Origin of the sequence: Aquimarina sp. RZ0 (assembly GCF_008370685.1) — a bacterium.
Taxonomy (GTDB): Bacteria; Bacteroidota; Bacteroidia; order Flavobacteriales; family Flavobacteriaceae; genus Aquimarina.
Window position 1 is genome coordinate 102,383 of sequence record NZ_VTZU01000003.1, and the last position, 25,626, is coordinate 128,008.

Below are 25,626 nucleotides of genomic sequence, written 5' to 3' on the forward strand. Positions count from 1 at the left end.
ATCTTTAATGAAAGTATACGTAAGTAAAAATAAGAATGCTCGAAACGAAAAAACGACTGCTATCAGAAAATCAAAAAAAAATTAAATGGTTTTGGTTAGTTTTTATTTCAGTTGCGATGAGTACCGTACTTCTTTTTTTTCTGGCAAGTATAGGTGTTTTTGGAAAAATGCCAACTTTTGAAGAGTTAGAAAATCCCAGAACAGATCTGGCAGCTCAAATTATCTCTTCTGATGGAAAGCAGTTAGGAACTATTTTTAGATCCAATGAAAACAGAACTCCTATCGAGTATAAAGATTTGCCACAACATCTTATTGAGGCTTTAGTGGCAACAGAGGACATTCGTTTTTATGAGCATTCCGGTATTGATGCCAGAGGTACACTCCGTGCAATAATGTCTTTTGGGAGAAGAGGAGGAGCCAGTACTATCACACAGCAATTAGCAAAATTACTTTTTCACGGTAAAAGAATTAAAGGCTGGCAAGGGTACACCCAGAAGATTAAAGAATGGGTGATTGCTACCCGCTTGGAGCGACAGTACACAAAAAATGAAATTATTACTATGTATCTTAATAAATATGATTTTGCAAGACAGGCTATTGGGATTGGATCAGCATCACGTATTTATTTTAATAAAAAATCAAAGGACCTTAAGATTGAAGAAGCAGCCATATTAGTAGGAATGCTAAAAAGTGCTACATTATATAATCCAAAATCCAGACTTAAAAACGCAATAAATAGAAGGAATATTGTTTTAAGTCAAATGGCTAAATATGGTTATTTAACTGTTAGAGAAAAAGATAGTTTGCAAAAAATGCCATTAAAATTAGACTTTTCACCAGAAGGGTATTCATATGGGAGTGCCACTTATGTGAGAGAATATATTAAAGATTGGGTACAAAAATGGATAAAAGCAAATCCCAAAAGCAATAATAAAAATGCTGAAATCGAATATCATGATATCTATCGCGATGGTCTTAAAATATATGTAACCATAGATTCCAGAATGCAAAAATATGCAGAAGAAGCTGTTGTCGAGCATATTTCTAATCTTCAGCAGGAATTCGATAAACTGGAACAAGATAATTACACAACACCGTTTAGAGGTATTTCTGATCAAAAAATCAGTGATATTATAGATAAGGCAATCAAATCTTCTTCGAGGAGAAAGGTACTGTTAAAACAAGGTAAAACAGAAGAAGAGATTCGTGCATCTTTTGATAAGAAGACAGAAATGAGTGTGTTTTCCTGGAGAGGTACCGTAGATACCATTATGACCCCCAGAGATTCTATTTTGTATTATAAAAGATTTCTACATGCTGGTTTGATGTCAATGGTACCGGAAACAGGTGAAATAAAAGCTTGGGTGGGTGGAATAGATCATAAATATTTTAAGTATGATCATGTATATCAGGGAGCAAGACAAGTAGGTTCTACTTTTAAACCATTTGTATATGCTACAGCTATGGATCAGTTAAAACTATCTCCCTGTACCAAGGTTCCAAAATCCAAGATTACGATCCCTATAGGCAGGCACGGTGTTTCGGGTAAGAGCTGGAGTCCCACAAATACGGATAATGATTATATAGGTTCCCTTACGCTAAAAGATGCGTTGGCAGGATCCGTAAATACAATTTCAGCAAGATTAATAGATCGAATAGGCCCGGAACCTGTTATACGCCTTGCTAAAAGGATGGGTATCCAGTCAAAAATTGATACTGTTGCTTCTATATGTTTGGGAACAGAAAATATTAAGTTATCAGAAATGGTAGGTGCCTATAGTACATTTGCTAATGAAGGTGTCTATACGATACCCATAGTTATTTCGTATATCGAAGATAAGAATGGCACTTTGTTATATGATAATATTCCAGAAAGTAGAGACGTCATTAATAAAGAGACGGCATATGCAACTATAAATTTGATGGAAGGTGTTACGCAAACCGGATCAGGGAGAAGATTAAGAACTACGGATGCAAAAGGATATGTGTATAAAAATATAGTCACTGGATATCCGTACCAATTTACAAATCCCATAGCAGGAAAAACTGGGACTACCCAGAATCATAGTGATGGTTGGTTTATTGGAGTCGTTCCGGATTTATGCACGGGAGTATGGGTAGGAGCAGATAATAGAGCTACACACTTTGAGTCGGTTATTTATGGCCAGGGATCAACAATGGCATTACCTATTTGGGGATTGTTTATGAAAAAATGCTATAGTGATACCTCTCTACAAATTTCAACATCCGCGTTCAAAAAACCAGAGAATTTTTCCATAGAGGTAGATTGTGAAAAATATGAAAATAATGTTCGCAATACGAATGGTATTGACAGTGAATTTAATTTATAATACTGTTTTACTGGATAATCAAGATTTAAATGCTCCAAGGCTTGCTTCGAAATCAAAATGTTTTTTTCAATAACTATCTCGTATTACTGCCCCGATGTAGTTTATTCATTCTGCAAATACAGAGTGTAAATAGGATAGTATCAACTTTCTTTTTTCTATTAAATATTTCTAAAACTACGTAGGTTCAAACGTTATAGTACTATTTTTTTAGTACTTTTAGTTGGCATATAGTAAGCCTGATTTGAGTTTGCACATAAAAGAACAAAAAGATACAGTTTTATAGGGTAAATTCGAGTTGGGAATAGCATAAAAATAAGAGATTATGATCCAAAAAACGGTAAGTGGCGTTATAGAGGCAACAGAAGGTGTAAAAAGTAATATGACTTTTATGCTGGGAGGCTTTGGGCTTTGTGGAATTCCTGAAAATAGTATTGCTGCTTTAGTTAAAAAAAATATAAAAGGATTGACTTGTATATCTAATAATGCAGGTGTGGATGATTTTGGATTAGGGCTTTTACTTCAGCAAAAACAAATAAAAAAAATGATATCGTCGTATGTGGGCGAAAATGATGAATTTGAGAGACAGATGTTAAGTGGAGAATTAGATGTAGAATTAATTCCGCAAGGGACATTGGCAGAGAGATGCAGAGCTGCACAAGGAGGTTTTCCTGCATTTTATACTCCGGCAGGCTATGGTACAGAAGTAGCCGAAGGAAAAGAAACCAGAGAATTTAATGGCAAGATGTATATTCTGGAACAGGCTTTTAAGGCAGATTTTGCATTTGTAAAGGCCTGGAAAGGAGATGAGGCTGGAAACCTTATTTTTAAAGGGACAGCCAGAAACTTTAACCCCTGTATGTGTGGAGCAGCAAAAATTACGGTAGCAGAGGTAGAAGAATTGGTTCCTGCAGGAAGTCTGGATCCAAATCATGTACATATCCCGGGGATCTTTGTACAACGTATTTTTCAGGGAGAAAAATATGAAAAAAGAATTGAACAAAGGACGGTTCTAAAAAAAGAATAACGTTGCACGTAGTCTATAACTTTTTTGTATTTCATATAATTTTCTTTTGTGTCAGAATTTAAGTATTGGTAAAGAAAAAACCAAACCAGGCACAAAAGTATTTTGATTATTATATTAAGAAAAGAGCTTTTACTACTTCGTTTATTATTTAAAATAATTATTTAAAACTTAAAACACACAAAAATTATGGCAGCATTAAGATTAGGAGATATAGCACCTAACTTCACAGCGCAAACAACAGAAGGCGAAATAGATTTTCATAACTGGTTGGGAGATCACTGGGGAATTTTATTTTCGCACCCTGCAGATTACACTCCTGTATGTACCACAGAATTAGGAACGGTAGCAAAATACACTGAAGAATTCACAAAACGGAACGTAAAAGTTGCTGCATTAAGTGTAGATGGTGTTGCTTCGCATCACGGTTGGATTAAAGATATAAATGAAACTCAGAATACGACAGTTAATTTTCCAATTATTGCAGATGAAGACAGAAAAGTATCAGAATTATATGATATGATACATCCTAATGCAGATAGTCAGCTGACAGTACGTTCGGTGTTTGTAATAGGTCCTGATAAAAAAGTGAAATTAACAATTACATACCCTGCAGCTACGGGACGTAATTTTGATGAATTATTACGTGTTATAGATTCACTTCAATTAACTGCGTATCATAAAGTGGCTACTCCTGCAAATTGGAATCAAGGAGATGATTGTGTTATTGTACCTGCAGTAAGTAATGAAGATATTCCTAAGTTGTTCCCCAAAGGTCATAAAGAAATAAAACCGTATTTAAGAATGACCCCGCAACCCAACTAATTTTCATAAAATTAGTTAGTCAACATAAAAAAATAGTTTTTGACAACCTGATCAAATAAAATACATGGTATACCCCTGTATTTTGCGAAATCTCACAGGCTTTTTTTAAAGCCTGTGAGGTTCTTATATTAATAATTACAATGTTTTATTTAAAACAAAAAGCGTGATAGATTTTTCTTGATAGGATTGCTTACTATTTAAAATTACGCTGTAAACTACCTCGGGGCATTTAAATCTCGATGATCGAGTAAATGATTCGCGTGTGTTCAGAACTATTTTATACCATTTTAGTGTGAAAAAGGCAAATTTGAATAGGTATTTTATACATATTAAATGGGATTAGTATGATTTTAGGCACTAATAATATATAGGACAAGGATATCACTTTTGATAGGTGGATTGCCAAAATGGAAGCGGGACTATCAATAATTTCAGTATATAAAAATTAGAAGAAGATACATATGTTAGATAAAAATGGAATAGCAAAACGCATAGCTAAAGAGTTACAAGATGGATATTTTGTGAATTTAGGTATTGGGATCCCTACATTGGTAGCAAATTACATTCCTCAAGGGATAGCGGTAGAATTTCAGAGTGAAAATGGAGTACTGGGAATGGGACCTTTTCCTTTTGATGGAGAAGAAGACGCTGATGTCATCAATGCAGGAAAACAAACTATTACCACGATGCCTGGAGCTTCCTTTTTTGATTCTGCTACTAGTTTTAATATGATTAGAGGACAACATGTGGATCTAACCATTCTTGGCGCTATGGAAGTCGCAGAAAACGGAGACATCGCCAATTGGAAAATTCCTGGTAAAATGGTAAAGGGTATGGGAGGCGCCATGGATCTTGTGGCAAGCGCAGAAAATATTATTGTGGCCATGATGCATACTAACAGGTCTGGGGCATCCAAATTACTAAAAAAATGTTCATTGCCATTGACAGGCGTACAATGCGTAAAAAAAGTTATTACGAATATGGCAGTTTTAGAAATTACAGAAAAAGGATTTAAGCTGTTAGAAGTAGCTCCTGGAGTAACTAAGGAAGATGTTCAAAAAGCTACAGAAGGCACCTTACTTATAGAAGGAAATGTGCCCGAAATGATTTTGGATTGATTTTTCAAATTCTACTTGATCAATAACGTTTATTGCTTTTACTACTACGAATAATAAATAAACAAAAGCAACGTTCTATATCTAAATGTTTTTAAATATTTATTTTGAAGGAAAAATACTACGTTAAAGTAAGTTTTTAGCCTACTTTAAATGTTTACAAAGCCTCTGTAAGTGCTGTTTTTAACAAAAAATGTTAAATTTTTGTGTTTTTTATCTATTTTATAAGTACTTAAACGTTGTTTTGAAAAATATTTTGCATATTAGCAGTCCCTAATAAAGAGTATATTTTATAAATTATTAATTAATTTTTTAACCTCACACATTACCCTATTATGAAAAAGCGTATAAATCGTTTACAGAAATCAGTTAAACCAACAATTGAATTGATATCTAACTGTATGTATTTAGCGAAGAAAGTATTTTTGTTTTAATTCAAAATATTTTTTGCTAGCGTGATATCTTAGTATTTAATGATCATGATTTTTTCGATTCGTGATGAGAAAAACCTATTACCCTGTTAAGTGTAATAGGTTTTTTTTGTCTGAAAAATAAATTCTCTAGATCCGATCGTTTGATTTTTGGTATCCTCATACCATTTCTGGTTTAAACACATTTAGATAAAGAGCAAATTTGGGAATGTATTTTTAATTCAAAAAAGCGTCTGTACACTATAAAAATTAAAATAATCAAGTAGTAAAAATACGATAACAATTGTTATAATACTGACAAAATGATTAGTCAGTATTTCTGCGAATCTGCCAAAATTGGTTTTTCTTTTAAAAAACGATACCTCTGTACTAAAAAAATGTCGTTACAATCTCTGGGGCAGAGATGGTATCAATATTGCTTCATAACTGAATAACAGAACCAAAAATAAAACTCTATTTTTGTGTCTGATTTTGATAGTACGAAAAAGGTGAAAGGAATACAGCCACATCGTTCTATAGAAGAACACATTTTTTAAATCAATTTAGATTAATGAATTACTTAAAAAAGTTATCCAACTTTATTTTACCTTATAAAAAATATGCAATTTTGAATATTATTTGTAATGTTTTTTATGCATTATTTAGTACTCTGGCAATGGTATCACTGATGCCAATGATTAATGTCTTATTTGGTGAAAGTGAGAGTGGTAAAGAAAAGGTAACTGTCAAACCTGTTTTTGAGGATATTACAGATATAAAATCTTTTGTTGAGGATTCTCTAAATTATCTGGTTACCTCTATTTTAGAAAAAGAAGGTCCGCAGCAGGCATTATTATATATGATCATAATGATTATTAGCCTTTTTTTATTAAAAAACTTATTTGGCTATTTAGCAGTTTTTTTTGTAACCTATCTTAGGAATGGCGTATTAAAAGACCTGAGAGATAGTATCTATGATAAAATAATTAATCTACCCATCTCATATTATTCAGAAAAAAGAAAAGGTGATGTAATTGCTCGTATTTCTGGTGATGTGAATGAAGTTCAGGCATCGCTGTTATCCGTTTTAGAGTTAATAGTAAGAGAGCCACTTACTATTATTTTTGCCATTGTAGCCATGTTTGTCATTAGTGCAAAACTTACTTTGTTTGTGTTTATATTTATTCCGATAGCAGGTTTTATTATTTCACTTATTGGGAAAAGATTAAAGAAACATTCGCAAAAAGTACAGGAAGAACAAGGAGTGTTTTTATCCACACTAGAAGAAACATTAAGTGGGTTAAGAGTTATCAAAGGATTTAATGCCGAATCGCATTTTAATAAAAGATTTCAGGGTTCAACCAGTAGGTTTTTTAGATTTTCTAACAGCCTTGGTCACAGGCAAAATCTGGCTTCGCCTACAAGTGAATTTTTAGGAATTGTTACAATTGCTGCATTATTATGGTACGGTGGGACCATGGTTTTGGTAGATCATACATTAGCTGCCTCAAATTTTATTGGATATATGGCACTGTCCTATCAGATATTAACGCCTGCAAAGGCAATTAGTAAGGCTAGTTATCGAGTGAAATCCGGAAATGCAGCGGCTGATCGCGTCCTAGAGGTTTTGGATACAATTTCTCCATTAGATGATAAAGAAGGTGCTATTGTAAAAGAAGGATTTGATGCCAATGTTTCTTTTGAGAATATCTCGTTTAAATATGAAGATAATTATGTGTTAAAAAACTTTTCTTTAAAAATAGAAAAAGGAAAAACAGTGGCTTTAGTTGGGCAATCAGGAAGTGGGAAATCTACAATTGCTAATTTGATAACACGTTTTTATGACGTAAATAAGGGGGATATTACTATTGATAAACAGAATATCAAAGATTTAACTAAAAAATCACTACGGAGTTTGATGGGGTTAGTAACACAAGATTCAATTTTGTTTAATGATACGGTGAGAAATAACATACTATTAGGGAAAGAAGATGCTAGCGAGGAAGAGGTCATTGATGCATTAAAAATTGCAAATGCCTGGGAATTTGTCAAAGATTTGCCAAATGGTATCCACACTAATATTGGGGATTCCGGAGGAAAACTATCTGGTGGACAAAAGCAGCGTCTTAGTATTGCTAGAGCAGTACTTAAAAACCCTCCCATCATGATTTTGGATGAAGCAACTTCTGCATTGGATACAGAAAGTGAACGTTTAGTGCAGGATGCATTAGAAAAAATGATGCAAAACAGAACTTCTATTGTTATTGCTCATAGGCTATCCACGATCCAGAAAGCAGATGCCATTGTAGTGATGCAGAAAGGAGAAATTGTAGAACAAGGAACCCATACACAATTACTGGCTAGAGAAGGGATATATAAAAAGCTTGTTGGGATGCAGTCTCTTTAATACTATAGCTATTGATTTTTTAAGGTGTATTCGCATGTGTATTCAAAAAGCTTGAAACTTTGTTTTCGTGATAATAAGTCCCGCCAGGGAGATAAAAACCTACGTGTCCGCCATAATCTGGAATTTCCAGAAATAAATTAGCATTTTTATTAGCTTCTTTGATAGGATAGCATTTATCCCCTAAAAAAGAATCGTTTTTAGCATTCAGCAGTAAAGTAGGGATTTTAATATTGGGTAAAAATTGTAAACAACTACATTTGGTATAATAATCCATAGCATCTTTGTATCCATGAGCCTTACTAGTGTATAAATTATCTATATCAATTAATGAATCACAAGCTTTTATATCTTCAACGCTTATTTGATTCGGAAACTTTTTTTGTCTTTCATAAAGCTTATGCTTAAGATTTAGCAGGAAACGTTTTTGATAGATATAATTATAAGATTTGTTAATAGCAGTTAATGAATCGTATAAATCACAAGGAACAGAAATACCAACCGCTGCTTTTATTTCTGTAGGTAAAACTTGTTTTTCTCCTAAGTATTTTAGCGCAATATTACCTCCAAGGCTAAAGCCGCAAAGTGTAATGTTGGTATAAGAATATGTGTTGATAATATGATGTATAACTTCATGTAAATCATCACTAACTCCAGCATTGTAAGAACGGTAATATCTGTTTACTTGCCCGCTACAATTACGCAGATTAATGGCGGCTACATTCCAATGATGATCATTGAGGTTTTTAGCGAGTCCCAGGATATACTGTCTTTGGGCATTTCCTTCAAGTCCATGAATTAATACAACAAGATTTTTATCGTTTTTATCAGGTGCAAAACTCCAATCAACATCTATAAAATCTCCATCCTCTAATTCTATTCGTTTTCTTGTCTGCACCACAGCTTTTACTTTTCTCAGAAGATTAGGGTATATAGTAGAAAAATGGCTATTTTTAAATAAAAAGGGAGGATTGTATTCTGATGGTACTACTGGCATTAGTAAAGGATATTATCTTTGGGTTTTATTTTTTCTGGTAATTCTTTTTCGTCAAGCATATCTCTAAGGTCGATCTCAATAGTTCTACAAAGTGCAGTCATAGGTACGTCATTAATTCTACCTTCAAAAGGATCTTCACTATTACTACCTATTTTTTCCATAGTTGTAAATATCCAGGAAACCAGAACAGACAAGGGAATTATCAGAAAAATAAACCAGGGTTGGAGATGCTGTGACATATCGCTTACTTCATTTTCAAAAACATTAAGTAACCCAAAAGGCAATAATAAAACAAAAATCCAGGTAAAAACAGTGCTAAAATAAGCATACTGACGAGGAAAAGGAGTGTTTTTAATTCTTTCACACTTCCCCTGAAGATTATAGAACTCTTCTAGTGTTCTGTGAAACAATTGTTTATCAAATTCTGTTATTTTTTGACTACTAAGCAGATCTTTTAAATGTAAAGCTTGATTTTTTACTAAATGTGTGGCAGGATTTTTTCTTTTTATTAGATCTTGATATTCTTCATCAGAAATAAAAGCTTTTGTAGCATCGTAAGCAGGATTTTTTTCACCGTGTTTGTCAAAAAGTTTTTCGACAGCAGTATTTTCTTTTATTGAGAAAGAGTTAGGCTGTCTTAATTGTATGCGAAGTGCATTGATCCAGGCAATATGGCGATAAATGAGTATTTTTTTGGTTTCATAGTCTTCATTTACTAAGCTTAATACCTGATTGGCCCAGGTTCTACTATAATTAACGATACCTCCCCAGATTTTTCTGCCTTCCCAGAACCGATCATAACTTTGACTATTTTTAAAACCAATATAAAAAGCTACAGCTATACCAATAACACTAAGAGGTTGGAAAGGGATGTCAATGAATTTAAGTTCAAAAAAATGATAAAGTGAAAAAATAATTGCTGTATAGATAAAGAAAAAAATAATATTCTTCCATGCGTAACGAAGAATAATTCCCCAGCTGATGTTTCGTTTGATATACATTCTTTCAGTTTTGTTCTAAAATAAGAATACCTGATAGCTTATCAAAACTTGTGAGACGTAATTTTCTCGCTTACAATATGATTAGAAGTCATTGTATAAAAACGATTATTGATTAATGTCTGCTTTAATTTTAAGGGTATAAGTGAGCTGATGTTGCATTGAAAGATTGTTTTATGTGTTTTTGATAGAAAGAAACTATAGAATATTTTAACAAGTATTTATTATGTATGCATAATAGATGTTTTGTATTTTTGAGCACCAAAACATACTAAATATGTATTTAAAGGAATTCGAGATTAGATGGAATGATATTGATGCGAATCGTCATTTAGCAAACAAAGCCTATATAGAATACGCAGCTCATACCAGAATGTCTTTTCTGACAGAAAGAGGTTTTGATCAACGATTATTAGGAAAATTTAATATAGGACCAGTGGTATTTCACGAGCATATTTACTATTTTAAAGAAGTTTTTTATGGAAGACCTGTAAAAGTATCTTTAGAAATCTCCGGACTGAGTGAGGATAGTAAATTTTTTGAATTCAGGCATAGTTATTATGATTATAAAGGGCGAAACTTTGCTCTATGTGAGATGATTGGAGCCTGGGTGAATCTGGAAACCCGAAAATTGATTCCACTTCCGGAAGAGATGCAGACATTTTTAAAAGATGTAGAGTATCCGGATGATTTTAGAACACTTACCAAAGAGGATACCAGGAAGTTTAATAAAATCCCGGTAGATTTAGTGTAACTTTTTTTGTTTTCTAGTTACGAGATATACACCCGAGAAAATCAAAATAGCAGCGGTAATTTTTACAATATCTAGGGTATCTTTACCCAGCCCTATGGCTAATATTGAAGCAAGTAAGGGTTGTACATAGATAAAAACGGCTACCGTAGTAGGTTTAAGTTCGCGTATGGCAAATATATTAAGGATGTAAGTGCCAAAGGTCGCAAAGACAAGAACATATCCTATTTTTAGATATCCTGATACAGGGATCATATCAGTTTGTATATTGATAAGTTGCTGGTATCCAAATGGAAGTACGAATAGGAATCCCAATGAATACATCCATTTAATAAAAGTAAATGGGTGATACTTTTGTGTAATTTTTTTAATAATTATGATATAGATGGCATAGGATAGTGCATTTATAAAAACTAATATATTGCCCAGTGTTGGATTCGTGGCGGTTCGATTATTTCCTGATCCATAAAGTATAATGGTCAAAGCTCCGGATAATCCAATGAGTATCCCGATAATTTTCAGTGCATTTAATTTCTCTCGTAGCAAAAAAGTAGAAAGAATCAGTACACAAATAGGCACTGTTGTCATAATAACAGAAGCGCTTATTGGCGTGGTTAGATTGAGTCCTTCAAAAAAAGACAGCATATTGATTCCCACCCCAAAAATTGCAGCTCCTACAATACGTATATAATCTCTTTTTTCGATTTTTTCTTTGGGTCCCCAAAAGCTAATGATCCAAAACAACAATCCTGCTCCCAAAACCCTAAGCACAATAAAGCCCAAAGGTTCTACATAGTGAGGCATAACGTCTTTAGCAATGCTATAATTTCCAGCATAAAAGAATGCAGCAAAACTAGCAGCACAAAAAGCCAAAGTTCTTCTACTCATGTGCACTAGATGGAGGCTTTTGCAGCCTCAATAGTTTTTTTAGCATTCCCAACAAAAATCTGATCTTCGATAATTAGTACCGGACGTTTTAAGAAAGTGTAATGTTCCAGGATAAGATCTTTGTAATCATTGGGAGTTAGTTCTTGATTCTTCAGGTCACGTTCTTTGTATAATCTCGCCCTTTTGCTAAACAGTGTTTCATAGCTTCCGGCAAGTGCTTTCATCTCCTCTAATTGTTCGGGTGTTATAGCTTCATTTTTAATGTCTTGTAATGTGAAATCAGAAGAGGGGTTGATTTCATTAAGGATTCGTTTGCAAGTATCGCAGGTGGATAGGTGATATATTTTTTTCACAAAAAAGTAATTTAAATGTCAAAATAGACACAAAGGAAATTCTTTTCACAATTAAAACTCATATTTTTGGCTAAAAATTAAGAACATTTGTTATTCGCCCATGAAAGATCAATTAGAGATTACGAGAACCAATAGAAAAACACTGGAAAAAATTCTGAATTCTTATTCTTTAGAAGAGTTAAATAAAGTTCCGGAAGGTTTTTCTAATAACTTAATTTGGAATATTGCTCACGTGCTGGTTACACAACAACTTTTGGTATATAGACTAAGTGGTTTATCTCCTATGATTGATGATGAAATTATAGATTTATATAAAAAAGGCACAAAAACAGAAAAGCCGGTAAATCAAGACGAAGTGGATTTTATCAAAGATTTGTTATTTAGTACTGTAGATAAAATAGAAAAAGATATTGATGCTAATATTTTTACAGAATACAAAGAATATCCTACCAGTACTGGATTTGTTTTGAGATCGATTGCAGATGCAATGATGTTTAATAATTATCATGAGGGCGTTCATTTAGGATATATTTTGGCACTTAAAAAATCCCTATAAGATCTGGATGCTGAATAATTCAGAAGCATCTTTTTTGTTTAATCTGAGTTCTACCGGGCCATCGGCATAAGAGCTGATCTCATAAGAATTATAGAATAAAACAACGTCAGTATCTGTAAATCCAATGCTTGCGGGAAGTGTGAATTTATCATTATCAAAAAAGAATCCGGTACTATTGATGGATTGATCTTCGGGGATATTGTAGGTTTTTCTAAAAATAGCTTCTGCAAAAGATACAAATTTACCGTGATCCTTAAATAAGGAATTGCTATCTATAACTTTTCCTGTTTCAGGATCTAGATTAATGAATTTGAAATTTTCATTCCCGTGAGCGCCACCAGTAAAAATATAAGAATCAATACTTATAGAGAGTATATCTTGGTTTTGAAAGCTTAGATCACAATGGATACTAGCCTCATACGGAACAATTTCTTCGGGGAATTCCTGCTTTATTTTTTGATAAGATATATTAAAACTTTTAATTGCTTCTTCAATAGTTTCTATTGGTTCACCTTCGTCAATATGTAAAGTAGAAGAGGTAGCTTGTTCGATTTCGTGATTAATCTTCTTAGTGATATCCGTTTCATTTATAAATCGTAGTAATAGGATTTCTGTAAGGACACAGTCAGTATTTTTACAATCAAAAAAATCTTGTATAGCGATCGGTTGTTTTTCGAAAGTCAACATTTCTACGTTGTTACAACTATAAAAGCTGATCAAAATTCCTATCATTCTAATGAAGGAAAGTTTCATGTTAGGTTTTGTGTTAATCATCTACTAAAGGTGTTCATTGCAATATGATTAGTATGAATTAAGTCATACATTTGTTCAGTTTTTTTATATATAAACAGGCAAGTTAATTTATTCTTTTCAAAAATATCATACCGAATGAAATTTAATACAAAAGCAATACATGGTGGGCAAAAACATGACCCTGCATACGGCGCTGTAATGCCACCAATATATCAAACCTCTACTTATGCTCAGACTACCCCTGGAGGTCATAAAGGGTTTGAATATAGTAGAACCCATAATCCTACTAGAAAAGCATTAGAAGATTCTTTTGCAAGTATAGAGAATGGAAAATTTGGACTGGCATTTGGGTCTGGTCTGGCAGCAATTGATGCAGTCATCAAATTGTTAAAACCTGGAGACGAGGTTATTTCAACGAATGATTTGTATGGTGGTTCCTACCGTTTGTTCACAAAAATATTTGAAGGTTTTGGCATCAAATTTCATTTTATAGGGATGGAAAATGCAGAAGCTATAGAAGTATATGTTACTGAGAATACAAAATTGATATGGGTAGAGACACCTACCAATCCAATGATGAATATTATTGATATCAAGGCGATTGCAGAAGTGTCTAAAAAGCATAAGCTGTTATTGGCAGTAGATAATACTTTTGCTACACCTTATTTGCAAAGACCTTTGGATCTGGGAGCAGATATTGTGATGCATAGCGCTACAAAATATATAGGAGGTCATAGTGATTTAGTCATGGGGGCTTTGATTGTACGAGATGAGCAAATTGCAGAGCGTCTGTATTTTATCCAGAATGCTAGTGGAGCAGTTTGTGGCCCTCAGGATAGCTTTTTAGCGCTTAGGGGGATTAAAACACTTCATGTACGTATGCAACGCCATTGCGAAAACGGCAAAGCAATTGCCATGTATTTGAAGAATCACCCTAAAATAGAAAAAGTATATTGGCCAGGTTTTGAAGATCATCCCAATCACGAGGTGGCAAAATCACAAATGGACGATTTTGGAGGAATGATTTCCTTTATTACCAAAGGGAGTGATTATAAAAGCGCAATTAAAATAATAGAAAACCTTAAAGTTTTTACGTTAGCAGAATCTTTAGGAGGAGTAGAAAGCCTTGCCGGACACCCAGCCAGTATGACGCATGCTTCTATTCCTAAAGAAGAACGAGAGAAAACAGGGGTTGTAGACTCATTAATCAGGTTGAGTGTAGGGATAGAAGATGTGGATGATCTTATTGCAGATCTGGAACAGGCGATAGAGTGAACTGTTATTAAATTCAAAAAATAAAGTATAAGATTTTAAGAATATTATATATTTGATGTGAATAAATAACTATCTAGTAAGAATTTTTTAATTCAATTAACATATGCAAGCAAAGATAAATGCATTTATGGAAGAGGTAAAAGCTCGTAATTCTCACGAGCCTGAGTTCCTTCAAGCGGTTCAGGAAGTTGCAGAAACAGTAATTCCTTATATAGCTTCCAATGAAATTTATAATGGTAAAAACATTCTTTTAAGAATGGTAGAACCTGAGAGAGCTATAATGTTTAGAGTTCCATGGGTAGATGATGAAGGAGAAATTCATGTCAATAGAGGATATCGTATTCAGATGAATTCTGCAATAGGACCTTATAAGGGAGGATTGCGTTTTCACCCTTCTGTGAATTTGAGTATTTTGAAATTCTTAGCTTTTGAGCAGGTTTTTAAAAATAGTTTAACTACCCTTCCTATGGGAGGAGGTAAAGGAGGTTCTGATTTTGATCCCAAAGGGAAATCAGATGATGAAATTATGCGTTTTTGCCATAGTTTTATGAGTGAACTATTCAGGCATATTGGACCTGATACTGACGTTCCTGCCGGTGATATAGGAGTAGGAGGTCGTGAGATAGGATTTTTATTTGGTATGTATAGAAAAATGCGTAACGAATTTACGGGTGTTTTGACCGGAAAAGGACTTACCTGGGGAGGATCGCTGATCCGCCCAGAAGCTACAGGATACGGTACGGTATATTTTGCTCAAAATATGTTAGAAACTAAAAGTGATTCATTTAATGGAAAAGTTGTCACAGTTTCCGGTGCTGGAAATGTAGCACAATATGCAACAGAGAAAGCTACGCAATTAGGAGGAAAAGTAGTAACACTTTCTGATTCTTCAGGATATATTTATGATGAAGATGGTATTGATGGAGAGAAATTGGCTTTTGTTATGGAATTAAAAAATGTAAAGAGAGGTCGTATTCATGAGTATGCAGAGAAATATCCATCTGCAAAATTTCATAAAGGTCAAACTCCCTGGAATGAGAAATGTGATATAGCATTACCTTGTGCCACTCAAAACGAATTAAATGGAGATGATGCAGAAACATTGATTGCAAATGGTTGTATCTGTGTTAGTGAAGGAGCAAATATGCCTAGCACTCCAGAAGCTATTACAGCTTTTCACAAAGCAAAAATCTTCTTTGCACCAGGTAAAGCTTCAAATGCTGGAGGTGTTGCTACTTCTGGTCTTGAGATGACGCAAAATTCATTGCGTTATAAATGGACACGGGAAGAGGTAGATAATAAACTAAAGCAAATTATGGAAGATATTCATGCTGCCTGTCTGGAATATGGTTCTGATGAAGATGGATATATTGATTATGTAAAAGGAGCTAATATTGCCGGCTTTGTAAAAGTTGCCGATGCCATGTTAGCACAAGGAGTAATATAGTAATAGTTATATTAAATATATAAAGCTGTTCTAAAGATGTATTAGAGCAGCTTTTTTCATTATTTAAAAGCAATAATTACTATTTTAGCGTGTTATCAAGATAGAGTTAATATCACTCAAGGATTATGCAATATTTTAAACAATTAGTAGTTCTAATTTTTCCGTTATTTATTTTTTCTCAGGATTTTAGCAATCAATGGACCGGACACTATTCGTATTTTCGTATTAATGATGTTTATGCAATTGATAATAAGGTGTATGCGGCTTCAGAAAATGCTATTTTTGTTTATGATATCGATACAAGAACTTCAGAGACTTTTTCTACAGTTAATGGATTATCAGGAGAAACTATTACCTCAATATATCACAGTTCTGTATATAATATTACAGTAATAGGTTATGAAAATGGGCTTTTAGAGCTAATTATCGATGACGAAGTTAGAACTTTTGTAGATATTGTAGAAAAACCAACAATCCCTCCAACTCAGAAAAAGATTACTAATTTTTTTGAAAATCAGGAGATATTATACATCTCAACAGAATTCGGTGTGGTAGAGTTTAATTTAGAAAATGTAGAATTTGGAGATACATTTTTTATCGGTCCGGGAGGAACGCAAATTGATATTACGGGAACTGCTATTTTTGATAATTCTATTTATGCCAGTACTAAAAATAATGGAATATTAGTTGCCAATGTTAATAGCCCTAATTTAGTAGATTTCAATCAGTGGTCCACAGTTGTTCCGGGAACTTTTAATGGGATCGATATCTTCAATAATCAGATTTTGGTTTGGGAAAATAATAACCTTATAAGAAGTCTTAATGGAAGTGTTTTAACTACTTTGATTACAGCTTCATCTACAATAATTGATTTTTATACAAATACAGATGATTTGGTGTTGTCCTTTGCCGATAGATCTATACGTTATGATGGCAATCTTCTGGAAACACTAATAATTGAGAGTACTGCTGAGAATAATTTTGCCCTAAATACATCAATATCTTTTAATAATACAATGTATTTAGGAACAAATACCCGCGGACTTATAGAGGTTAGCGCTAATGATAGCTCTGCAAGAACTTCTTTATCTCCAGAAGGACCACTACTTAATGTTCCGTTTAGAATAGAAACTTCTGATAATAATTTGTGGGTAACCTTTGGGGAGTATGACACTTTTTATAATCCTTTTCCCTTAAAGAGTAGAGGAATTAGTCGTTTAACAAATGAAGGATGGTTTAATATTACAAATGACGATATTTTAGGGGCTACAAGCTTGAGTAATATTACCATAAATCCAAGAAACGAAGAGCAGGTTTTTATAAGTAGTTTTCAGGATGGTTTATTAGCGGTAAATGATAATGTTGTTACTAATTTATATAACTCGGCGAATAGCGGATTTGAATCCCTCGTTGCGGATGAACAGGTTGTGAGGTTAAGTGGGTCTTCTTTTGACAATAATGGAGATCTTTGGGTTTTGAATTCGAGAGTAGAGAATGGCTTAAAAAGATTTTCTATAGAATCTGCGCAGACATTTAATGTTAGTCTATTATCTGTTATTCCTAATACATCGGGTGATCTGGGTTTTAGTGATTTGGTTTTAGATAGAAACAGTAATGTCTTTATCGGAACTTATAGAAATGGTATTGTTGGATATAATGTAGGCTCTGGACAATTAATTAAATTATTTGGAGAAGATGAAGGAGCTGGCTTGCCCAGTAATTATATCAGAGCTTTGGCAATTGATAGAAATAATCAATTATGGATTGGTACAGAGAGAGGATTGAGAGTGTTGTTTAATACAAATGGGGTGTTTCAGCAAAGTAATCCTCAAACCAATCAAATCATTATTTTAGATGATGAAGGAGTGCCTCAGGAACTATTATTTGATCAGCTAATAACTGATATTGAAGTAGATGGTTCTAATAATAAATGGGTAGCGACAGGGTCATCTGGGGTGTTTTATTTTTCCTCAGATGGGCAAGAGACTTTAGCTCATTTTACAAGAGATAATTCTCCGTTGCCATCAAATAATGTTTTTGATGTTTCGGTTGATAATGCTACAGGTGCGGTGTACTTTGCTACCAGGAATGGACTTTTAGAATTCAAAGGAACTGCGACAGGGCCTTTGGATGATCTTGAAAATGTGGTTGCCTTTCCTAATCCTGTTAGACCTGGTTTTAGTGGGAACGTTACAATAAAAGGCCTTACAAGTAATGCAAATGTAAAAATAACAGATATAGAAGGTAATCTGGTATATGAAGAGGTTAGTGAAGGTGGAAGTATTCAGTGGGATACTACTGCTTTTGGAAGACATAAAGTAGCTTCAGGTGTATATCTTATTCTTATTACAGGTGAAGATCAGGCAGAGACAACAGTGTCTAAGCTATTGATTGTTAGGTGATGATAGTTGCTTCTGAAGCCATAGTGATTCATTCATTGCGTTATGGTGAGAGTGATTTAATTGTTTCTTTATTTACAAAAACCAGCGGTTTACGGTCCTATTTATTAAAAGGGATTTTAAAATCTAAAAAAGGTAAAATAAGAGCTTCTTTTTTTCAGCCATTGACTTTATTAGAAATAGAGGCCAGTCATAAAAACAAAGGAACTTTAGAACGAATAAAAGAGGCTAAACCTTTGATTCAGTATCAGACTTTGCATACTGATTTGATCAAGAGTTCAGTAGTGTTCTTTCTTTCTGAAGTATTAAAGAATGCAATTCGTGAGCAGGAAACTAATGAAGACCTGTTTCAATATTTAAAAACAATACTTTTATGGCTTGATGGTCACGATACTATCAGTAATTTTCATATTTCTTTCCTAATTAAGCTCACCCAATATTTAGGGTTTTACCCCGATACATCTGAAATATCAACACAGTTTTTTAATATGCGTGATGGTTGTTTTCAATCCGATAGCTCTAATGTGTATTGTGTTGAGGGAGTGCATATAGAAAAGTTTAAAGAGTTTTTAGGCACGACATTTGAGGAGAGTATGAGTATTAAACTTTCTAGGGGCATAAGAAATAATGTTCTTAGCATGTTATTAGTATATTTTGAACTACATTTGCACGGTTTTAGAAAGCCGAAATCAATTTCGGTTTTGAATGAAATTTTTAATTAAATAATGCGTCAATTTATATTTCTCTTATTAACCTTATCTATTTCTACGGCTTCCATTGCTCAGAAGATTACGGTGGTAAGTAAATCTAATAAGCAACCAATTCCCGATGTTGAAATCTACAATAAAATTAAATCGAAAGCGGTAATAACTGATTTTGATGGGATTGCTGATATTTCAGAATTTAAAAATAATGAAGTACTATATTTTGAGCATATTTCGCATATACCCAGAAGTTTTGTAAAAGCCAGAGTGCTAAAAAGAGGACATGTAGTATATCTTGATATTGATGAAAATCAACTGTCAGAAGTTGTTATTTCTGTCTCTAAATGGAAACAAGATAAGAAAGATGTTACTCAAAAAATAGTAAGTCTATCTTCTGATGATATTGCATTATCGACACCTCAGACATCTGCTGATTTATTGCAAAGTAGTGGTCAGGTATATGTGCAAAAAAGCCAGTTAGGAGGAGGGAGTCCAATTATTAGAGGCTTCTCAACAAATAGGTTACTACTTACTGTGGATGGAGTAAGAATGAATACAGCAATTTTTAGAGGAGGTAATGTTCAGAATGTAATAGCTGTTGATCCTTTTACGGTAGAACGAACAGAAGTGATTCTGGGTCCTGGTTCTGTAGTTTATGGAAGTGATGCCGTAGGAGGAGTGATAAATTTTTATACCAGCCAGCCTAAGTTTGCGATTAGTGGGAAAAATAAGTTAAGTGGTAACGCTATTGCTAGATATTCGTCGGCAAGTAACGAAAAAACAGGGCATGTAGATTTTAATATAGGATTAGAAAAATGGGCTTTTTTAACCAGTTTTAGTTATACTGATTTTGACGATTTAAAAATGGGAAGTCATGGGCCTGATGATTATCTGAGGAATGAATATGTAGAAAGGATAAATGGTGTAGATACTGTGGTACAAAATAGAGACCCGGAAACACAAATTTTTACGGGCTATGATCAGTTTAATATCTTGCAAAAAGTACATTATACGCCTAATGAGAATTGGGATTTTAATGTTGGATTGATTTATACCCAATCTTCGGATTATCCCAGGTATGATAGGTTGATCAGAAAGAGAGATGGAAACCTTAGGTCAGCAGCATGGTTCTATGGACCACAAAAATGGTTGATGAGTAATTTTCAATTGACGAATAAGCAAAAAAATTCCATGTATGACAAGATGAAATTTACAGCGGCATATCAAAATTTTCAGGAAAGCAGAAATGATCGTGATTTTGGAAATGATATTCTTTCCAGAACAAAAGAAAATGTTGATGCGTATTCTTCAAGTCTGGATTTTGAAAAAAAGTTTAGTGAAAAAACTACACTTTATTACGGACTGGAGTATATACTAAATCAAGTTGGATCTGAAGGGTCTGAGGTGAATATTTTAACAGATGAAGTAGTCGCTGCGCCTTCCCGGTATCCGGATGGTTCTACCTGGCAATCTATTGCAGCATATACCAGTATAAAAAGTAAATTAAGCGAAAAATTAAGGTTTCAAGGAGGGTTACGATATAATCGTATTATTCTATATTCAGAGTTTGATGACACATTTTTTGATTTTCCTTTTAGAGAAGCTAATATTGATACAGAGGCAGTTACCGGAACAGCAGGGTTTAGTTGGTTGCCAAACGATGCCTTGCAATGGAAGTTGAATTTTTCCACAGCATTTAGAGCCCCTAATATAGATGATGTGGGTAAGATTTTTGACTCAGAACCGGGTTCTGTTGTAGTTCCTAATCCTGATTTGGAACCAGAATATGCTTACAATGTTGAGTTAGGGCTGGCAACAAAATTATGTAAGAATTTTAAAATTGATGTAGCCACATATTATACACAATTAGATAATGCCTTAGTGAGAAGAGATTTTTCTTTAAACGGAGAAACAGAAATTGATTTTGGGGGAGAACCTAGTAATGTGCAGGCAATTCAGAACGCGGCAAATGCGAGAATTTATGGCTTTGAGGCTGGAATTAGTTATGATTTTGCCAGAAACCTTACTCTTTCTTCTCAATATACTTTTACAGGAGGAGAAGAAGAATTAGATGATGGGTCTATTTCTCCATCCAGGCACGTTGCTCCACAGTTTGGTAACACTCATATCAAATACACTGGGGATAAGTGGATGATCGATGCATTCGCAATGTATAATGGTAAGTTTGATTTTGAAGATTTAGCTCCTTCACAGCAAAACAATGATTTTTTATATGCCAAGGATGAAAACGGCAATCCTTATTCTCCGTCGTGGTATACATTAAATATAAGATCTCAATTTCAGTTTACTAAAAGTTTACAAAGTACTTTTACTATTGAAAATATTACAGATCAACGTTATCGTCCATATTCTTCGGGAATTGCGGGAGCTGGCAGGAACTTTATCTTATCATTAAAATATTCTTTGTAAAACTCGTGAGACCTATTTGATATTGATATTACCTTGATGGATAGTGTAGCGGTGTATTTAATTTCAGTTAGAAATGCCCTAATTGGATTGGGTTGCGTTGTATTCAAATAATAGCGTTATGTGAATAGTATGATACACTTTTGCTTATACGATTTATAACTAAAAATTTCGCATATTCATCGTTTCTTTTTCCTTTCTACTTCGTTTAAAAAATAAACCGTAGCTATAGCTATGCTTGATTTTTTTGCCTTGCATAAAGAAAAAATAATTCAATGAATTTATACGAATTTTTTAATCACAAATCGTATTATATGTATCTTAAGATAAAAACAAGGTTTTAGAGAACCTGACAGAATACTATTTATACTTTGAATTCGTTATGAACAATAACTTGAGCACAATTAATTTCTCCAAAGATTGAATACAAAAATACTAGATTTCACAATTAGTGCCAGTGGTGTTATAGGCTATTTTATAAGTATCTCATTAGTCACTACTTCTTTTTATAAGAGTCGTGCAAATAACTATCTCTCTCTATCCTTATTCTTGCTCACAAGTTTGACCTTTTTGGATTGGTATGACATAGAAAACTTCGTTTTAGATTTTTTGAACAATATCATGTTGGATTTTCTATTGGGAGCGGCTTTATTCACCTATTTTCTAATTCAAATTAAGCACAAGTACCTTAAAAAAAATTGGTACAAATGGCTATACTTTCCTTTCTTTTTCGCTGTGATTATTGAAATTTTTCTTCAGCTATATTTTAGTTTTAACCAGTATAGTGCAGATTTGGATGATCTGTTATTTGATATTAGGAGTAATATATCGTATGTCTACAATGTGACTTTAATCTTCTGGGGGAGAAATTTAATAAAGAACTCCGATACTATTTCAAATGATAAAAGACGTTGGTTATTAAGGTTAAATCTTTTTATTATCTGCATTATTATAATTTGGCTTTTATCTCAAATAGAAGTTTACATATTGGATTCTGAATATGTTACAAATTTCCTATGGATTTTACTTTCTGTTTTATCGTGGTGGATCTTGTATTATGGAGTATTCAAACTACAGATAGTGGTTCAAAAAGACGAAATACACCAATATTTAGTTTCAAAAAGTACAAAAGATACTCAGACAAAAAAGAGAATAAACGAAACGACTGCTTCCAAAATTATTACCGAACTATATGCATTAATGGATGTTGCGGAGGTGTATAAAAACCCGCTTTTGAGTAGATTAGATCTCGCAACTCAATTAGGAACTAGCGAAGGGTATTTGTCACAGATTATAAATCAGGAACTCAATAAAAGCCTTATTCAGTTTGTAAATGAATATCGAATAGAAGCTGCTAAAAATCTATTATGCAATCCGGTATTTAATAAATATTCTGTTGAGGCCATTGGTATGGAAGCTGGTTTTAAATCTAAAAGTGCTTTTTATAGCACTTTTAAAACTAGTTTTGGGATATCGCCAGGAGCCTTCAGAAAACTTCAAAAAAAGTCCTAATTCGTATAATTCACTTGTTTTAGTACGTCTCCAACCTTAAAGTTATGTTTTTGCTTTTTTGTAAAATATACTTTTATAACTATAAATCAAAAAACATAATTTCAATGAAAAATGCATTTAAAAGATCATTCAGTTTTCTCTTTATATTGTTTGCACAAACAAATTTTATAAAAGCTTTCAAAGGAAGTTCCTTATTCCTTATATCCATTTTTTTTGTTGCCTGCCAGCATGATGATGGCACCATTCCTCCTGGGGAAGATTTGATGAACGGTTTTTGGCTAGTAGCCGATAAGGGATGGATTTTTGAATTTACGGACGATAAAGACATATTTTATAATGTAAATACTACAGGATGTTCAATTCAGGATGATGATTTTAATCTCGAAGACTTTTATGGATTTAAGGTAGATTTAGTAAATGAAAATGAATTGGTAATAACTTCAGAATTATCAGATTCAGAAGTAATATGTACGCGGTTATCAGATCAAAACCCATATTGTCTACCTGATCAGATTGCTGCTACAGAAGATCCAAAGGTGAATTTTGACCATTTCTGGAATATTTTTAATGACTACTATGCTTTTTTTGAAGCTAGGAATATAGACTGGGCTCAATATGAAAACCTAAGAGATCAGGTTACAGAGGATAACTTATATGATACTTTAGAAGAGCTAGTGCTGTTGTTGGAAGATGAACATGTAGGTATCTTTGATGAAGAAAATGATATTCAAATTGAATCAGGATATATAAAATTGTTGGAAAGACTGAATGCTAACCTAAGTGGAGATCTTATCCTGGAGAATATAGACGATTATGACACGCTTGTAAATCAAAAAGTGACAACAATAATAACAAAATATTTAGAAAGAAACTTTGAAATAGATGAAAAACAGAATATTCTATGGGGATTGATCAATGATAATATTGGGTACATTCTTATTTCAACGATGGAAGGATATGGAACAAATTTTAGTAATGAATTGACAACATTAAATGAGGTATTAGATAGAATGATGAACGATCTTGAAGCGTCTGGGGTTTCTAAACTAATTATCGATATACGTTTTAACGGTGGAGGGTATGATACGGTAGCTTTGAATATGGCATCTCGCTTTATGGATCAGGAGCGAATTTCGTATTTTAAGAAAGCCAGATTAGGTAACGATTTTACCGAAAATAAATCCTTTTCTGTAGAACCTCGTGGGGATTTTCAATTTACAGAAGATATTATATTGCTTACAAGTCCCTATACCATAAGTGCAGCAGAACTTTTTGCGCTATGTGTAAAAGATTTACCGTATGTAACCCTGGTAGGAGAAAATACAAGTGGTGCTTTTTCTACGATTCTTACACATGTATTGCCTAATGAAGCAGTAATAGGATTATCTAATGAGATATATAGTGATGCACAAGGAGAAGTTTTTGAAATTGTAGGAATTGGGCCTGAAAATCAAGAAAATCAGGTCCCATTTTTGTCATCTTTGGATTTTCAAGAAGGAAAAGATAGTGGAGTGGAACGTGCTTTGGAATTACTAAATGATTAGACGTTTTCTGATCTGATACCAGTTGCCATTTGGATTTACTCGATAATCGAGATTTAAATGCTCCGAGGCTTGCCTCGAAATCAAAATGTCTTTTTCAATAAATGCCTCGCGGGCTTGCCCCGAGGTAGTTTACTGAAAAAAAATCTATTCATATTCTTGGAAACTGCTAGGAATTCAACGTGTTTAAATAATTAAATTTTAGTTTTTATACTAAACTCAATAGCCGTATTGCATATAGTTTAAGTTTTCAAGGTTATATCTATGGAATCAATGAATTTAGATACTCACTGTTTTTTTAGTGAGTTTTGTTTTGAAGTTTTTTAATTAAATTCTGATCAAATGCTTCTTTTAGGGTAGTAATTTCTTTTACATTTTCATTAGGAATGGCTATTGATAACACATAATGTTTTATTTTCCATCCCCCGGCAGTTTTTTCCAGAACACCACTTCCGCGACAAATGCCCATTTGTGTATTTAATAATTCGTCAAACCAGGCTAAGTTTGTTGTAGGTTGTGTGAAAATATTTCTTTCCAGTTTTGTAAAACTCCAGGCTTTTCCTTGATCAAAATAGGGCTTAGAAAAACTTTTAAAAGCAGTAAGAGCCCAGTTTTCTGTTGGGTCAGTACCTATAAAAATAGCATCTTCGGTCATGAGATCAAAGTATTTGTCAAAATCAGCATCTGCTGCTGCTTTATGCCAGATTTCTAGGGTGTTGTCAATTTTGCTATGGAGATCCTTGGGGAGTGATGTAGTTTGACTAGAACACAGTATTTGAGTGAACACGAATATTAAAAAGAGTATTTTTTTCATAAGTGTAGTATGTTTTAGTAATTAGCAACGAAGCGATGTAAACCTTTTTGATTCTGGCGGAAAATAGTTATTTTTTGCTCAATTG

20 protein-coding genes are annotated in these 25,626 nt (G+C 33.4%); 14 read left to right on the forward strand and 6 right to left on the reverse strand.

Annotation, left to right across the window (positions count from 1 at the left end):
• Positions 1–35 precede the first annotated feature (35 nt).
• The 5 genes from F0000_RS02305 (at position 36) to F0000_RS02325 (ending at position 8,129) form a co-directional block, all read left to right on the forward strand.
• Positions 36–2,351 carry a transglycosylase domain-containing protein gene (locus F0000_RS02305; RefSeq protein ID WP_149623082.1) on the forward strand — a complete coding sequence of 772 codons (2,316 nt, stop codon included), beginning with the start codon at positions 36–38 and terminating at the stop codon, positions 2,349–2,351.
• Between the two features lie 322 nt (positions 2,352–2,673).
• Positions 2,674–3,375, forward strand: coding sequence for a CoA transferase subunit A (locus F0000_RS02310; RefSeq protein WP_149623083.1), 702 nt, complete (start codon positions 2,674–2,676; stop codon positions 3,373–3,375).
• A gap of 186 nt (positions 3,376–3,561) precedes the next feature.
• On the forward strand, positions 3,562–4,197 hold the full coding sequence (locus F0000_RS02315) for a peroxiredoxin (RefSeq protein WP_149623084.1): 636 nt from the start codon (positions 3,562–3,564) through the stop codon (positions 4,195–4,197).
• A 461-nt stretch (positions 4,198–4,658) separates the two neighbouring features.
• The gene (locus tag F0000_RS02320; RefSeq protein WP_149623085.1) at positions 4,659–5,315 is read left to right on the forward strand and encodes a 3-oxoacid CoA-transferase subunit B; all 657 of its coding nucleotides are present in this window, start codon (positions 4,659–4,661) and stop codon (positions 5,313–5,315) included.
• A 978-nt stretch (positions 5,316–6,293) separates the two neighbouring features.
• Positions 6,294–8,129: an ABC transporter ATP-binding protein gene (locus F0000_RS02325; protein ID WP_149623086.1), complete on the forward strand. Its 1,836-nt coding sequence runs from the start codon at positions 6,294–6,296 to the stop codon at positions 8,127–8,129.
• A gap of 19 nt (positions 8,130–8,148) precedes the next feature.
• On the opposite strand, the gene F0000_RS02330 is transcribed toward F0000_RS02325, so the two are convergent.
• Together F0000_RS02330 and F0000_RS02335 are read right to left on the reverse strand one after the other, a co-directional pair.
• Positions 8,149–9,123, reverse strand: coding sequence for a YheT family hydrolase (locus F0000_RS02330; RefSeq protein ID WP_149623087.1), 975 nt, complete (start codon positions 9,121–9,123; stop codon positions 8,149–8,151).
• Positions 9,123–10,124 (reverse strand): bestrophin family protein, encoded by a 1,002-nt coding sequence (locus F0000_RS02335; RefSeq protein WP_149623088.1) that lies wholly within the window; start codon positions 10,122–10,124, stop codon positions 9,123–9,125. Before F0000_RS02335 ends, F0000_RS02330 begins: the two co-directional genes overlap by 1 nt.
• 274 nt (positions 10,125–10,398) lie before the next feature.
• On the opposite strand from F0000_RS02335, the gene F0000_RS02340 reads away from it, so the two are divergent.
• Complete coding sequence (locus F0000_RS02340) at positions 10,399–10,875, forward strand: thioesterase family protein (RefSeq protein ID WP_149623089.1); 477 nt, start codon at positions 10,399–10,401, stop codon at positions 10,873–10,875.
• Here F0000_RS02340 and F0000_RS02345 read toward each other — a convergent pair.
• Together F0000_RS02345 and F0000_RS02350 are read right to left on the reverse strand one after the other, a co-directional pair.
• A complete protein-coding gene (locus tag F0000_RS02345; RefSeq protein WP_149623090.1) occupies positions 10,867–11,760 on the reverse strand; it encodes a DMT family transporter in 894 nt (297 codons plus the stop codon). The genes F0000_RS02340 and F0000_RS02345 overlap by 9 nt on opposite strands.
• 5 nt (positions 11,761–11,765) lie before the next feature.
• Positions 11,766–12,113 (reverse strand): arsenate reductase family protein, encoded by a 348-nt coding sequence (locus tag F0000_RS02350; protein ID WP_149623091.1) that lies wholly within the window; start codon positions 12,111–12,113, stop codon positions 11,766–11,768.
• A gap of 100 nt (positions 12,114–12,213) precedes the next feature.
• Between F0000_RS02350 and F0000_RS02355 the strand changes: the two genes are divergently transcribed.
• On the forward strand, positions 12,214–12,669 hold the full coding sequence (locus F0000_RS02355; RefSeq protein ID WP_149623092.1) for a DinB family protein: 456 nt from the start codon (positions 12,214–12,216) through the stop codon (positions 12,667–12,669).
• Here F0000_RS02355 and F0000_RS02360 read toward each other — a convergent pair.
• Positions 12,664–13,422, reverse strand: coding sequence for a DUF3298 and DUF4163 domain-containing protein (locus tag F0000_RS02360; protein WP_188111999.1), 759 nt, complete (start codon positions 13,420–13,422; stop codon positions 12,664–12,666). The genes F0000_RS02355 and F0000_RS02360 overlap by 6 nt on opposite strands.
• A gap of 135 nt (positions 13,423–13,557) precedes the next feature.
• Between F0000_RS02360 and F0000_RS02365 the strand changes: the two genes are divergently transcribed.
• The 7 genes from F0000_RS02365 to F0000_RS02395 all read left to right on the forward strand — a co-directional run bounded on the left by F0000_RS02365 (position 13,558) and on the right by F0000_RS02395 (position 24,730).
• A complete protein-coding gene (locus tag F0000_RS02365; RefSeq protein WP_149623094.1) occupies positions 13,558–14,697 on the forward strand; it encodes a cystathionine gamma-synthase in 1,140 nt (379 codons plus the stop codon).
• A gap of 103 nt (positions 14,698–14,800) precedes the next feature.
• Entirely contained in the window at positions 14,801–16,144 is a 1,344-nt protein-coding gene (gdhA, locus tag F0000_RS02370; RefSeq protein WP_149623095.1) for an NADP-specific glutamate dehydrogenase, read from the forward strand.
• Between the two features lie 125 nt (positions 16,145–16,269).
• Positions 16,270–18,546, forward strand: coding sequence for a two-component regulator propeller domain-containing protein (locus tag F0000_RS02375; protein WP_149623096.1), 2,277 nt, complete (start codon positions 16,270–16,272; stop codon positions 18,544–18,546).
• Positions 18,546–19,265 (forward strand): DNA repair protein RecO, encoded by a 720-nt coding sequence (gene recO, locus F0000_RS02380; protein ID WP_149623097.1) that lies wholly within the window; start codon positions 18,546–18,548, stop codon positions 19,263–19,265. Before F0000_RS02375 ends, recO begins: the two co-directional genes overlap by 1 nt.
• A 3-nt stretch (positions 19,266–19,268) precedes the next feature.
• Positions 19,269–21,677, forward strand: a complete 2,409-nt coding sequence (locus F0000_RS02385; RefSeq protein WP_149623098.1) for a TonB-dependent siderophore receptor — start codon at positions 19,269–19,271, stop codon at positions 21,675–21,677.
• Between the two features lie 417 nt (positions 21,678–22,094).
• Positions 22,095–23,186 carry an AraC family transcriptional regulator gene (locus tag F0000_RS02390; protein ID WP_149623099.1) on the forward strand — a complete coding sequence of 364 codons (1,092 nt, stop codon included), beginning with the start codon at positions 22,095–22,097 and terminating at the stop codon, positions 23,184–23,186.
• A 104-nt stretch (positions 23,187–23,290) separates the two neighbouring features.
• Positions 23,291–24,730 carry a S41 family peptidase gene (locus F0000_RS02395; RefSeq protein WP_188112000.1) on the forward strand — a complete coding sequence of 480 codons (1,440 nt, stop codon included), beginning with the start codon at positions 23,291–23,293 and terminating at the stop codon, positions 24,728–24,730.
• Between the two features lie 295 nt (positions 24,731–25,025).
• Here the strand turns inward: F0000_RS02395 and F0000_RS02400 are convergent, their stop codons facing one another.
• Positions 25,026–25,541, reverse strand: coding sequence for a nuclear transport factor 2 family protein (locus tag F0000_RS02400; RefSeq protein ID WP_149623101.1), 516 nt, complete (start codon positions 25,539–25,541; stop codon positions 25,026–25,028).
• Positions 25,542–25,626 lie beyond the last annotated feature (85 nt).

Excerpts from the sequence above, each read along its gene's own strand:
- F0000_RS02305 (WP_149623082.1), top strand. The coding sequence starts at position 36 with ATGCTCGAAACGAAAAAACGACTGCTATCAGAAAATCAAAAAAAAATT.
- F0000_RS02310 (WP_149623083.1), top strand. The coding sequence starts at position 2,674 with ATGATCCAAAAAACGGTAAGTGGCGTTATAGAGGCAACAGAAGGTGTA.
- F0000_RS02315 (WP_149623084.1), top strand. The coding sequence starts at position 3,562 with ATGGCAGCATTAAGATTAGGAGATATAGCACCTAACTTCACAGCGCAA.
- F0000_RS02320 (WP_149623085.1), top strand. The coding sequence starts at position 4,659 with ATGTTAGATAAAAATGGAATAGCAAAACGCATAGCTAAAGAGTTACAA.
- F0000_RS02325 (WP_149623086.1), top strand. The coding sequence starts at position 6,294 with ATGAATTACTTAAAAAAGTTATCCAACTTTATTTTACCTTATAAAAAA.
- F0000_RS02330 (WP_149623087.1), bottom strand. The coding sequence starts at position 9,123 with ATGCCAGTAGTACCATCAGAATACAATCCTCCCTTTTTATTTAAAAAT.
- F0000_RS02335 (WP_149623088.1), bottom strand. The coding sequence starts at position 10,124 with ATGTATATCAAACGAAACATCAGCTGGGGAATTATTCTTCGTTACGCA.
- F0000_RS02340 (WP_149623089.1), top strand. The coding sequence starts at position 10,399 with ATGTATTTAAAGGAATTCGAGATTAGATGGAATGATATTGATGCGAAT.
- F0000_RS02345 (WP_149623090.1), bottom strand. The coding sequence starts at position 11,760 with ATGAGTAGAAGAACTTTGGCTTTTTGTGCTGCTAGTTTTGCTGCATTC.
- F0000_RS02355 (WP_149623092.1), top strand. The coding sequence starts at position 12,214 with ATGAAAGATCAATTAGAGATTACGAGAACCAATAGAAAAACACTGGAA.
- F0000_RS02360 (WP_188111999.1), bottom strand. The coding sequence starts at position 13,422 with ATGAAACTTTCCTTCATTAGAATGATAGGAATTTTGATCAGCTTTTAT.
- F0000_RS02365 (WP_149623094.1), top strand. The coding sequence starts at position 13,558 with ATGAAATTTAATACAAAAGCAATACATGGTGGGCAAAAACATGACCCT.
- gdhA (WP_149623095.1), top strand. The coding sequence starts at position 14,801 with ATGCAAGCAAAGATAAATGCATTTATGGAAGAGGTAAAAGCTCGTAAT.
- F0000_RS02375 (WP_149623096.1), top strand. The coding sequence starts at position 16,270 with ATGCAATATTTTAAACAATTAGTAGTTCTAATTTTTCCGTTATTTATT.
- recO (WP_149623097.1), top strand. The coding sequence starts at position 18,546 with ATGATAGTTGCTTCTGAAGCCATAGTGATTCATTCATTGCGTTATGGT.
- F0000_RS02385 (WP_149623098.1), top strand. The coding sequence starts at position 19,269 with ATGCGTCAATTTATATTTCTCTTATTAACCTTATCTATTTCTACGGCT.
- F0000_RS02395 (WP_188112000.1), top strand. The coding sequence starts at position 23,291 with ATGAAAAATGCATTTAAAAGATCATTCAGTTTTCTCTTTATATTGTTT.
- F0000_RS02400 (WP_149623101.1), bottom strand. The coding sequence starts at position 25,541 with ATGAAAAAAATACTCTTTTTAATATTCGTGTTCACTCAAATACTGTGT.